Annotated in this window: 11 protein-coding genes; 8 read left to right on the top strand and 3 right to left on the bottom strand. The window is 43.1% G+C overall.

Annotated features, from left to right (window positions below):
- The first annotated feature begins 141 nt into the window (after window positions 1-141).
- The 5 genes from infC to NIAKO_RS10745 all read left to right on the top strand — a co-directional run bounded on the left by infC (window position 142) and on the right by NIAKO_RS10745 (window position 3,862).
- Window positions 142-729, top strand: coding sequence for a translation initiation factor IF-3 (gene infC / locus NIAKO_RS10765; RefSeq protein WP_014218452.1), 588 nt, complete (start codon window positions 142-144; stop codon window positions 727-729).
- 355 nt (window positions 730-1,084) lie between these two features.
- Window positions 1,085-1,282 carry a 50S ribosomal protein L35 gene (gene rpmI, locus NIAKO_RS10760; RefSeq protein WP_014218451.1) on the top strand — a complete coding sequence of 66 codons (198 nt, stop codon included), beginning with the start codon at window positions 1,085-1,087 and terminating at the stop codon, window positions 1,280-1,282.
- Window positions 1,283-1,326: 44 nt separating this feature from the next.
- On the top strand, window positions 1,327-1,671 hold the full coding sequence (rplT, locus tag NIAKO_RS10755; protein WP_014218450.1) for a 50S ribosomal protein L20: 345 nt from the start codon (window positions 1,327-1,329) through the stop codon (window positions 1,669-1,671).
- Window positions 1,672-1,986: 315 nt separating this feature from the next.
- The gene (locus NIAKO_RS10750; RefSeq protein ID WP_014218449.1) at window positions 1,987-3,381 is read left to right on the top strand and encodes a type III PLP-dependent enzyme domain-containing protein; all 1,395 of its coding nucleotides are present in this window, start codon (window positions 1,987-1,989) and stop codon (window positions 3,379-3,381) included.
- Window positions 3,382-3,406: 25 nt separating this feature from the next.
- On the top strand, window positions 3,407-3,862 hold the full coding sequence (locus NIAKO_RS10745) for a nuclear transport factor 2 family protein (protein ID WP_014218448.1): 456 nt from the start codon (window positions 3,407-3,409) through the stop codon (window positions 3,860-3,862).
- A 127-nt stretch (window positions 3,863-3,989) separates the two neighbouring features.
- On the opposite strand, the gene NIAKO_RS10740 is transcribed toward NIAKO_RS10745, so the two are convergent.
- The gene (locus NIAKO_RS10740) at window positions 3,990-5,297 is read right to left on the bottom strand and encodes a hypothetical protein (protein ID WP_014218447.1); all 1,308 of its coding nucleotides are present in this window, start codon (window positions 5,295-5,297) and stop codon (window positions 3,990-3,992) included.
- A 115-nt stretch (window positions 5,298-5,412) separates the two neighbouring features.
- Complete coding sequence (locus NIAKO_RS10735; protein WP_014218446.1) at window positions 5,413-5,844, bottom strand: Hsp20/alpha crystallin family protein; 432 nt, start codon at window positions 5,842-5,844, stop codon at window positions 5,413-5,415.
- A gap of 223 nt (window positions 5,845-6,067) precedes the next feature.
- Between NIAKO_RS10735 and NIAKO_RS10730 the strand changes: the two genes are divergently transcribed.
- Together NIAKO_RS10730 and NIAKO_RS10725 are read left to right on the top strand one after the other, a co-directional pair.
- Window positions 6,068-6,481, top strand: coding sequence for a BrxA/BrxB family bacilliredoxin (locus NIAKO_RS10730; protein WP_014218445.1), 414 nt, complete (start codon window positions 6,068-6,070; stop codon window positions 6,479-6,481).
- A 226-nt stretch (window positions 6,482-6,707) separates the two neighbouring features.
- A complete protein-coding gene (locus NIAKO_RS10725; RefSeq protein ID WP_014218444.1) occupies window positions 6,708-8,012 on the top strand; it encodes a prolipoprotein diacylglyceryl transferase in 1,305 nt (434 codons plus the stop codon).
- 258 nt (window positions 8,013-8,270) lie between these two features.
- Here NIAKO_RS10725 and NIAKO_RS10720 read toward each other — a convergent pair whose 3' ends face one another.
- On the bottom strand, window positions 8,271-8,777 hold the full coding sequence (locus NIAKO_RS10720; RefSeq protein ID WP_014218443.1) for a hypothetical protein: 507 nt from the start codon (window positions 8,775-8,777) through the stop codon (window positions 8,271-8,273).
- A 400-nt stretch (window positions 8,778-9,177) separates the two neighbouring features.
- Here NIAKO_RS10720 and NIAKO_RS10715 point away from each other — a divergent pair, with 400 nt between their 5' ends.
- Complete coding sequence (locus NIAKO_RS10715) at window positions 9,178-11,637, top strand: TonB-dependent receptor domain-containing protein (protein WP_014218442.1); 2,460 nt, start codon at window positions 9,178-9,180, stop codon at window positions 11,635-11,637.
- The last annotated feature ends 552 nt before the right edge of the window (window positions 11,638-12,189 follow it).

Here is a 12,189-nt window from a genome sequence, read left to right as displayed (position 1 = left end):
AAGATTCTATAGTTTTCATAACTTAGAGCTACAACATTTGGTCCGTAATATATTTGAAAACAAAATCAACATTCAAAAACCGGTAATTCAGCAATAACAACTGGTTACCAAAATCAAAAATTGTTTAACTAAAAGATTTAAATGGCATTTCCACCGCGACAACCGAGAGGTAATTTCAATCCCCGATTTAAGAAGGAACAGCAACAGGAACATCGCACCAATAACATGATTCGCGTACCACAGGTACGGTTGGTTGGCGATAATGTAGAAGTAGGAGTTTATTCTATCCAGGAGGCGCTGAAAATGGCGCAGGAGCAACAGCTTGACCTGGTTGAAATTTCACCACAGGCTGACCCGCCCGTTTGTAAAATCATTGATTATAATAAATTCCTGTACGAGAAGAAGAAGAAGGAAAAAGAGATGAAGGCCAAAAGTAAAACGGCCGAGGTAAAAGAGATCCGTTTTACGCCTGGTACAGACGATCATGACTTTGACTTTAAAGCGCGCCACGCTGAAAGCTTTTTAAAAGAAGGCAACAAAGTAAAGGCATATGTGCAGTTTAAAGGCCGCGCCATCATGTTCAAAGAACGGGGTGAGCTGGTATTGTTGAAATTTGCAGAACGCCTGGGTGAAGTAGGGCAGCCGGAAGGCTTACCCAAACTGGAGGGCAAACGCATGCTGATGATCATTTCGCCTAAGACAAGTAAGAAGAAGAAAGAAGGGGCTTAGGTTTGTTATTATAAGATTGAAATTCTTTTATTGGAGCATTCCGTTTCGGCGGGATGCTCTTTTATATTAAGAGAAAGGTTAACAAGTTGATAGTGGGCTCAAAGGCAGGCCCTTGTCAACTCTATCAACGCTATCAACTTGTCAACCATCTACTAATATCCTGAAAATAAACACTTTAACAGCAGGACATTTTAAAAGATTCCTTTTGCCCGTATTAATAAAAAACATACCTTTGCGCTCCATTTTAGGTTTTACTGGTTTATAAGCCGTAAAACAAACATTGCCCACATGGCCCAAAAAGTTTCCCGTCAGTTCGGGAGCGCCAGCAGGGTATCACCGCAAAAGGTAGTTTAACATGCCAAAGGTTAAAACAAACTCCAGTGCCAAAAAAAGATTTAAAGTAACTGGCACCGGCAAGATCACGCATCAGAAGTCCTTCAAACGTCACATTCTTACCAAAAAGTCTAATCGCCGCAAACGTAACCTGAACAAGGATGGCGTAGTGCACAAGTCAAACGTAGACTTTGTAAAGCGTCTGCTGAGATTGAAGTAAACTGTTCCTTTAACCAATTTTCGAATTTTCAAATTATTTAAGATATGCCTCGTTCAGTAAACGCTGTTGCATCACGTGCACGCCGTAAAAGGATTCTGAAAGCTGCCAAAGGTTACTATGGCAAACGTAAAAACGTATATACCGTTGCGAAAAACGTAATGGAAAAAGGTCTGCAATATAAATATGTAGGCCGTAAATTAAAGAAAAGAGAATACCGCGCCCTGTGGATCGCCCGTATTAACGCGGCCGTTCGCGCTGAAGGCTTAACGTATTCTGAGTTCATCCACAAGCTCAATGTAAAAGGTATTGGTTTGGATCGTAAGATCCTGGCTGACCTGGCTATGAACGAACCAGAAACCTTCAAAAATCTGGTAGCTTCTGTAAAATAAGCTGCACGGTTTAAATATACTAAGCCCCATACTACACAGTGTGGGGCTTCTTCTTTATAGTAACACTCGCTTAACACAGCCATAAGCTATAAGCTGCAAGCCCCAAGCCGTAGCGGCAACCAGCGTTCGGCGTTGAGCGCTCAGCCTTAAGCGTTCTGGGTCAGAAATCAACACTATACTGACAATTTTAATCCGGGCATAATTTTTATTTGAAAAAATCCTCAAACTATTACTTTTGTGCAATAATTTTTTTGTTTCGGGTACAATCTTTACTGACAATTAAAATTCACTACCATCAGCAACCTGAACCAGTTCATGAATAACTCGTACACCGACCTGGTGAACCAAACCTTTAACTTTCCCCAGGAAGGGTTCGATGTAAAAGACAATTATCTGCAATTTAACGGGCTCGACCTGAAAGCGCTAATCGACAAGTACGGCACCCCCATGAAATTGACCTATCTCCCCAAGATAGGTATGCAGATAAAGAAGGCAAAAAAGATGTTCGCCAATGCCATCAAAAAGCATAAGTATGAAGGTGAATACAACTATTGTTACTGTACAAAAAGCTCTCACTTCTCTTTTGTGGTGGAAGAGGCCTTAAAGCACGATATTCACCTGGAAACTTCATACGCCTACGACATCGAGATCATCAAAAAACTGTACGACCGTAAAAAGATCTCCAAGGACACCTTCATCATTTGTAACGGGTACAAGCAAAAGACCTATACCAGCCGTATAGCCAACCTGCTGAACTCCGGTTTCAAAAATGTAATTCCCATTCTCGACAACAGGGAAGAATTACAGAATTATAAAAAAACCGTAAAGGGGCCCTTCAAACTCGGCATCAGGGTAGCGGCGGAAGAAGAACCAACCTTCCCGTTCTATACCTCACGCCTGGGTTTCAGAGCAAGGGATGTACTGGAATTTTACGTTGACAAAATAGAAGGCAATGAAGACCGCTTTCAGTTAAAGATGCTCCATATCTTCCTGAACAAGGGGATCAAGGACGACATCTACTACTGGTCTGAGTTGAACAAGGTAATCAACCTGTATTGCCAGTTGAAGAAGATCTGCCCCGAGCTGGACTCCATAAACATCGGCGGCGGCTTCCCCATCAAGCACTCACTGGGTTTTGAGTACGACTACCAGTTTATGATCAATGAAATTGTAGGCAATATCAAAAAGGCCTGCAAAAAGAATAACGTGCCCATGCCGCACATCTTCACCGAATTTGGCAGCTATACCGTAGGGGAGAGCATGGCGCATATTTACAGCGTTATCGGCACCAAGGTGCAGAACGACCGGGAGATCTGGTACATGATCGATTCATCGTTCATAACCACCCTGCCAGACACCTGGGGTATTGGGGAGAAATTTCTGATGCTGCCGGTAAACAAATGGGACGAGGAGTACCAACGCGTGGTGCTGGGGGGTATCACCTGCGACAGCCACGACTATTACGACTCGGAAGAACACATCAATGAGGTGTTCCTGCCCAAGGTCAATAATGGCGAACCGCTTTATTTAGGCTTTTTCCATACCGGCGCCTACCAGGACCAGATCAGTGGATATGGCGGTATTAAACACTGCCTTATTCCATCACCCAAACATATTATTGTAGGGCACGATAAAAATGGGAAACTGGTTGACTGGGTTTACGCCAAAGAGCAGTCGGCCCAAAGTATGCTGAAGATTTTAGGGTATTAGAAAAGTGATTCAGTTAATTGACCACATGAAACGATTTGCGATTTTATTTACTGTAATACTGGCCTTTACCTCAACCGTACAAGCCCAAACAACCGAAGACTCGGTGAAAATCACCATCAACCAGTTGTTTGAAGGCATGAAAAATGCCGACACCGTACTGTTGAAATCGGCTTTTACCGATGACCCCATCCTGCAAACCGTTGCCACCAATAAAAAGAAACAGGTCTATATCAAGAGCGATAAGTTTAAAGACTTTGTAAAGTTTATTGGCGACCAAAAAGTAGGAGAGGCCGACGAACGGGTTGAATTTGAGACCATCCGCATCGACGGCCCGCTGGCCATGGTATGGGCGCCTTATCAGTTTTACTACAAGGGAAAATTCCACCACTGCGGGGTAAATTCCTTTCAGCTGGTACGCATCGATAATAACTGGAAGATCCAGTATTTGATAGATACAAGACAGAAGGATTGTAATAAATAATGGGCTAATTTGCTAATACGATAATATGCTAAAAGTCCCCTCAGCAGAGCGCCGAGGGGACTTTTTATTTAATAGTTCATTTATAAATCCAGCCCATTAGTTAATTAGCCCTTAGCACATTAGCTGTCTACTTCTTCAGGCGATATTTCTTCATCACCTTTTTACTGTTAAAATAATCGTTCAGTTCCTTTTCGCTCATGCCGCTGGTGATCTCAATAGGAATATCAACCAGCTGTACCTGCGCCTGTTTTAATTCTTCTTTCAGCTTGGCGGTTTTCTTGGCAATATCAGGATCGCGTTCGCCAACAGTGGCATTGTCGCTTACCATATACTCCAGCCTTTTAACTGTTGAACGGATCTGCGATGCCTGGTTTTGCTCCGTGTTTTTTATGGGGGCTACGGCTTCCTTTACCGGCACCAGCGAAACACCCACACTTGGCATTACCTTACCAATCTGGCTGTTTGGCTGCGAAGAAGCCAGAATACTGCCTGTTAAAGCGGTTGTAGAACCGGTGATATCAAAAGTGGTACGGGTACCCTTGTTTTTCTTCACCCCTTTATCCAGCTGCAGGAAGGTATACTTCAGCCGCAAAACATAACTATTGATCACATTCACCGTCAGCTTATAATCTTCCACCGACAATGGATAGTTCAATGCGTCATTCACTATTATCTTAACCTGGGCCGTATCGCGAATACCAAACTTGTTGGAGCCAACAAAGCTCAGCACAACAGTCCTTTGCTTACCGGGGTCCGATTCCTTTACAAAATCAAATCCGGGTGCCCAAATAAAATCATCATCACACTTTCTTACCAGGGTAGCGCCCCGCACCGGCATGCTGGAAAAAAAGGTAATTGTCTCAATGGGAAAATTACCATTCTCACATTGTATTTTAAAGGCAACTGTATCACCCTCATCAATCGTTAAGGTTGACCCAATAGTGGGTTTAACCTTCGACTGAATAATATCTGTATTATAGAATGTGATATAAAAAGCGGTGTCCAGGTGATCACCGGGAGTTTCCAGGTTCTGTACGCCCACGCTCACCCGGTACTGGTAGTCGTATTTCAGTTTACCGGAAAGGAAATAGGATTTCTCCGCCTTGAAGGTTAACAGGCCGTTATCCTTATTAATTCGCAGACCCACGGGGGGGTTGCGCAGGAACCAGTAATACTTGGATTGGTCCTTGTTTATCTCCAGCTTATAAAAAAGTGAAGAATCTACATGCAGATTAAATGACGGATTGAGGTTCTTGATCCGCAAAGCCACCTCGGCGGAATCAATAACAAAAGGTAACGTGTCAACATGTTTATGACCGCGATATGTGCTATCTACCGGCTGCTTTTCCTGTGCAACTATCATCCCTACGCCTGAAAATATACATAGCACGATCAATACCAACGTCTTTCGGATACAGAAGGTAAGTGCTCTCATGGGGGCCGAAGTTAGTGCAAAACGCAAAAAAAACCATCCGCCAAAAGGCGGATGGCTTGTTAAACCAAAACCAACTGCTTATGAAACCAAAACTTTAGTATTTCTTTTACTATTATTATTGAACAACTACCTGTTTAGGTGTTTCTTTCACCTGCTCTTTTTTAGGCAGGAAGAGCCTCAGAACACCATTTTCGTATTTAGCTTCTATAGCATCGGCATTTACCTGCTCGGCTATAGTGAAGCTGCGCTTAAAGCTTTTACGGCTGAATTCGCGGCGAATAGATTTCTGACCCTCGGATTTGTTTTCGTCTTTTTTATCGTAGCTGATCGTTAATAAGCCTTTATCAACGTTCACCTTAATCTCTTCTTTACTGATGCCGGGCACACTTACTTCCAGTTGAAAACCTTCAGCAGTTTCGTCAATGTTAACCGGCGCCAGGTTAATACCGCTGTAACCTTCATTCCATAAACCGGGAATTGAGTTAAAGAAATCATCAACTACAGAATCGAATGATTTTCTGGCGGGATGGTGCAGTCTTACTGTCATAATTATAAATTTTATTGTTTTTTAAATTTTGATGTACGTGTACCTATTTCCCAAACAGCGTACCATTGCAAAAAATGACCAAAAACCGGACAGGATTGACAGAAACCATTAATAAAATACAGACACAATAGCAGTTAAGACCATTTATACCTGACATAAATTCCGATACCGGTTATAAATGAACTTTTTACGTAGTTTTGCGTAATAATTAAAAAATACAAGAATGTATCCAACAGAAATAGTACTCCCCATGAAAGAGGAGTTAACAGACAACGGATTTCAGGAGCTGTTAACCTCAGAAGCAGTTGATAATCAATTGAACTCAAAAGGCACAACCCTGGTAATGATCAATTCGGTTTGTGGTTGTTCAGCAGGTTCAGCCCGCCCTGGTGTATTGATGGCGGTAACCAACTCAGCAAAAAAGCCCGATCATTTAACTACCAGCTTTGCCGGTTACGATATTGATGCTGTAAAGAAATTGCGCGAGCATTTATTGCCTTATCCGCCATCTTCACCCGCTATTGCGCTGTTTAAAGATGGTCAGTTGGTGCACTTCATCGAAAGACATATGATCGAAGGCCGCCCCGCTCAATTGATCGCTCATAACCTGATCGCAGCATTCGAAGAATATTGTTAAAAATTTCTTAGCTGATTAATTCAGCTTTGTTCATAGTGATGAACCCTCTCATTCCTGAGAGGGTTTTTTTGTTGCAATAGTCAATAGGCAATAATTCGCAAATGCGGAACGTTCGTTTGCAGTCAGGCTGACCCCGGTTTGAGAACCGATTGGCAATTGTCAATTGGTTTCCTTATCATTGCACCTTTATTGAATTTATTGGTAGATTAAAATCTATTCCTGATACATGTATCCAAACCTATATTACGCTTTTAAGGATTTTTTTGGTAAAGCCCCTGGCGGACTTCGTTTCATCAATTCATTCGGTTTTTTCGTAGCCCTGTCTTTTTTGGCTGCGGCCTATGTTTTGACCATTGAATTAAAACGCAAGGAAAGAGCAGGTTTGTTAACAGGTCAGGATGTTAAAATGGTGGTAGGCAAACCAGCCAGTGCAGGGGAGTTGTTGCTGAACTTTTTGCTCGGTTTTTTATTAGGCTATAAGATCATAGGTTTATTTATTTCAGGTAACGCCAGCGGCGACCCGCAACAATTCATTTTTTCAGCGGATGGCAACTGGCCGGTAGGTATAGGGCTGGGTATTTTGTTTGCCGGGTTGAAATGGTGGGAAAAACACAAACAAAAACTGGATAAGCCTGAAGAGCGCACCATTCGCATCTGGCCACACGATCGGGTAGGCGACCTGGTGATCTATGCCGCCCTGTTTGGATTTCTGGGCGCGAAAATTTTCCATAACCTCGAAAACTGGAACGACTTTGTAGCCAATCCCATCGAGGCATTGTTATCATTCAGCGGGTTAACCTTTTACGGTGGACTTATTTGCGCTGCCGTAGCCATCTGGTTCTATACCCGTAAACATAAGATCAATTTCACACTATTGTGCGATGCTATTGCACCAGCACTTATTCTGGCCTATTCGCTTGGCCGTATCGGTTGCCAGGTGGCCGGTGATGGCGACTGGGGTATTTTAAACAGCGCTTATGTAACCGAGCCCGGACCAAAATCAAAAGTGGTGCTGGCCGATACCGCTACGTTTCAGCGCACCCTGCAATCGCACGGCAACTTTTATTTAAGAAATTTCCAGGTACAGAATACATCCGAAATTCCGCATGCCAGTGTAAAGGCCCCCGGTTGGTTGCCCGACTGGCTGTTTGCGTATTCCTATCCGCACAACGTGGTAAACGAAGGTGCACCTATACCTGGTTGTACCGGAGATCAATACTGCAATCAGTTGCCCATACCGGTATTCCCAACGCCTTTTTATGAAACGGTGGTTTCCTTTTTCCTCTTCCTGTTACTATGGTCGTTGCGAAAAAAGCTAAAAGCACCGGGCACTTTGTTTGGCGTATATCTTATAGTAAATGGGATTGAACGCTTTTTTGTAGAACAGATCAGGGTTAACACCAAGTACTCCATTTTTGGTTTTCACCCCACCCAGGCCGAGATTATTGCGGTGTTACTGATAATCGGCGGCGGTACACTATACGTTATTTCCAAGAAAAAATACGAAACTGCACTTGCTGCAAAAGCCTAGCATAAAGGCTTAAAGGCGAAAGCCTAAAGCCAAAAGGTAAAAGCCCAAAGCCAAAAGCATAATGCAAAACCCGAATACGAAATATATTTTCGTATTCGGGTTTTTGTATTAAAGGCTTTAGCCTTTAACCTTTAGGCTTTAACCCGGTATTTACTTGCAGCTTGTGGCTTGAAGCTTGAGCTGCCTCTCCTAATCGAAACGCCCCTGGAAAAACAAATAGTTGCTCCAGGGGCTCTTACTACGGTTTGGGGTAAATTTTTAATCGCTAAAACTGTACAGGTCTCCTTGCTTATTTCTGCACTCAACAAACATTTGCTTGGGTAAACCATCCTCGAAACTGATGCGGTTTACCACAGAAGGATCGCAAAGCCCGCCTGTGTCTTTATGATCGAACACCAGCTCGTTGTTTACAATCTTCTTCGGCAGGTTGAAATCAGCGCCAAAAGCATAATTGCCTACATATTGGTTCTTGCTGTTGAATACCACTACTTTGTTGGTAGCTGCCGGGGAATTACCAAAGAAAACGGTAGAAGTCACCACTTTAAAGATGCGGCCGTCATTGGTCTTGATTTTTCCCAGGTAGGTAAGTTCCGTTTGGTTGTACTGTCCTTTTTTAGAACGGTCAAAAACGTACTTCTTTCCAACTTTGTTGCGGGTTAATACGGTGCTCCAGTCCTTGTGAGGAGCTTTGTTGGGGTCTCTGTAGGCAAATGCGGATACAGAAAGGCATAGGCATAGAGCCATGATCAGGAAACGATTGGTCATAGGGATACTCAATTTTAAAAGGGGTCCATGAAAAATGTAACTGGCCGCAAGTTAAAACCAATATCGCTCAAAATATCACAGGTTTCGATGTTCGGAAGCCAATCTTCGATGTTCTTAACCATTTCGGCTATAATTCATCATTTTATAACACACCGTTAGTAGTCCGTTTACGCATTTTTTCGCTTGGGGGTATCCGCTTAACCGGCCTGGCCGCCATTCATCCCAAAACAACCGGCAAGTGTAACCCCAGGCAAGCCTGTGCGTCCTACCAACATGTCAATTATTTCCGGATATCAGTAAAACTTACCATTCGCCACAAAAGCAAGTACTTTACATTGCATAGTACCTACTTTTGAACTGTAATCTATTAAGCAAAGTATTCAACCAACCAAACAAAGTCATGAGAACGCCAATCAACCTGTTTATAATCATGCTGTTAACAGTATCGTTAATAAGCAGGGCACAAAACACCAATACCTCAAAGCTCAAAGGGAAAGTATCAGCCACCAACCAATCAGCCCTGTCTGCCGCCACTATAACCCTGTTAAAGGCCAAAGATTCCAGTGTAGTAAAGATGTCCGTTACCGATCAGGAAGGACAGTATTCGTTCGAGAACCCGCCTAAAGGGCGCTACCTGGTAGCCGCATCGGCGGTTGGATATGAAAAACAATATTCCGCCCCTTTTACCATTTCAGCCGAAAACCCGGTAATTGAATTACCCGCCATCGTGCTCAATGAACGCAACAACAACCTGAAAGCGGTGACCATCAGCGCCCGCAAACCCATGGTTGAGCAAAAGATCGACCGCACCGTAGTGAATGTAGACGCCTTTATAAGCAACACCGGCGCCAATGCCCTGGAGGCCCTGGAAAAATCGCCCGGCATCCAGGTTGATAAAGACGGGAACATCAGCCTGAAAGGAAAACAAAATGTGATTGTATTGATCGACGGCCGGCCGGCTTACCTCAGCGGCGCCGACCTGGCCAATATGCTGAAAGGCATGCAGGCCTCGCAGCTGGAGCAAATAGAGATCATGACCAACCCGCCAGCACGCTATGATGCCGCAGGCAATGCCGGTATCATTAACATCAAAACCAAAAAGAACAAAGTAAAAGGCTTTAACGGCAACCTGAGCGCCGGCGTAGGGCAGGGGGTATACTTCAAAACCAATGAAAGCATCAGCCTCAATTACCGCAACGGAAAAGTAAACCTGTTCAGTAATTACAGTTACGGCTGGAACAAGAATTTTCAGCAACTGGAAATCTTCCGCCGCTATAAAAACGACGATGGAACCACCAATGCCATCTTTGAACAGGTAGCCTATATGAAACGCTACAATATCAACAACAACCTGAAACTGGGAATGGATTATTTCGTAAACAATAAAACAACCCTGGGTTTTGTCCTGAGCGGTGTATACAATCCTGAAAAAAGCATTAACACCAATACCAGCTATCTTAAAGACCCGGAATACAACACCGATTCCATTGTTACTGCCAGCTCAAATATTCACGGCATTTGGAAGAACGCCAGTGTTAACCTGAATATGCGCCACCAGTTCGACACCACCGGCCGCGAACTGACCACCGACCTGGACTATATCGTATATGACAACCCGAACAACCAGCATTTTTACAACAACTCGTATGAACCGAATTGGACCAAACTCAGCGATGACCAGTTACAGGGCGTATTGCCTGTAAAGGTGAACATTTACTCAGCAAAAATGGATTACACCCATCCCCTGAAAAACAATGGCAAAATAGAAGCCGGTTGGAAAACCAGTTATGTACAAACAGTAAACAAAGCCGACTACACCCTGTTCAAGAACTATGAATGGGCGATCGATACCGGCAAAACAAATCATTTCGATTATAAAGAAAACATTAATGCTGCCTATATAAGCTTCAACAAACAGTTTACAAAAAAATGGGGGTTACAATCGGGTTTGCGTTATGAAAATACAAACTACAAAGGCAATCAGTACGGTAACCCCGTGAAACCCGACTCCTCTTTTCAACGCTCTTACAATAGCTGGTTCCCCACTGTGTATATCAGTTACAATGCCGATAGCAGCAACCAGTTTGGGTTATCATTTGGCCGCCGTATCGACAGGCCCGGTTATGCCAGCCTGAACCCGTTCATGTTCTTTATTGATAAATACACATATGAAGCCGGTAACCCTTACCTAAGACCCCAGTATTCAAATAACATTGAGCTTACCCATATATTTAAAGGCAAGCTCACCACTACACTTAACTACAGCATTACCCGCAACCTGTTCAACGAAACATTCGATCAGTCGGGCTATGCAACCATTGTAAAAAGAAACAATATCGGAAAACGGGAGGACTATGGTATTTCGGTAAATGCGCAGATCCCGGTTAACAAATGGTTCACCAGTATGATTTATACCAACTATCGCTACACCCGTTATACCGGCAATTTGTATGGCGAAAACCTGGATGTGGCCGCAGGCACCATCTACTTTAATATTAACAACCAGTTTAATTTTAACAAAGGGTGGGGCGCCGAACTGAGCGGCTGGTATCTGAGCAAAGGCGTGGAAGGACAAATACTGTTGGCTGCTATGGGACAGCTGTCAGCAGGTATTTCAAAAACAGTGTTAAAAGGACAGGGCTCCGTTAAATTCAATGTGCGGGATATTCTGTATACCCAGCTACCACATGGCGATATCAACTTTAAAGAAACCGAAGCACGGTTCAGAAACAGTCGCGATACCCGGGTAGCCAACCTCACCTTTAGTTACCGGTTTGGAAAGCCCATTAAAAGCAACAATAGTCAACGTAAAAAAGGCGGCGCCGGCGACGAACAAAACCGCGTTAATATGGGAAATTAACGAAAGCTTTATGGCCCGATAACAGGCGGTTAACATTTGCAACAGTACTTTCGTTAAACCATCACGCTAAAAGCAAGTCCTAATAACGAGCACGGAAACAACAGAAAAAAAACAGAAGATTAAAAGGATTTTAAGAATTGAATTAGTTACCGTGGCACAGTTTCTGAATTAGGTAGAATAACTGTTTGAAAGGAAGAAATAATCAAAAAGAGTATTTAGTTTTTTTTAACAGTGGACAATGAAACCTTTTTAGCCGTTCAAGCGTCTTATATACAGAACGGCAATAAACAAACAGAATGGACAATGGGAAAGATAATACTAATCGCAATAGCACTTGTTTACCTGGTAGGATGTGGAATTTCATATATGTAAAGAACAATTAATTAAGTAAATAAACTTTCTTCATAAATAGCAGTCATACAGTTTTTCTCATAAGCAGTTAGTTTTGGTTAACGAGGCCCCATTTCTATGGGGCCTTTACTTTTTTATAAGGTTTTACATTGTTGGGAAACTGTAGATGAACCACCCCAATTTTACTGACCATCGTCAGCT

The sequence above is a fragment of the Niastella koreensis GR20-10 genome (genome assembly GCF_000246855.1).
In the GTDB taxonomy this organism is placed as follows: Bacteria; Bacteroidota; Bacteroidia; order Chitinophagales; family Chitinophagaceae; genus Niastella; species Niastella koreensis.
This window is presented reverse-complemented; position numbering and strand designations above follow the sequence as displayed.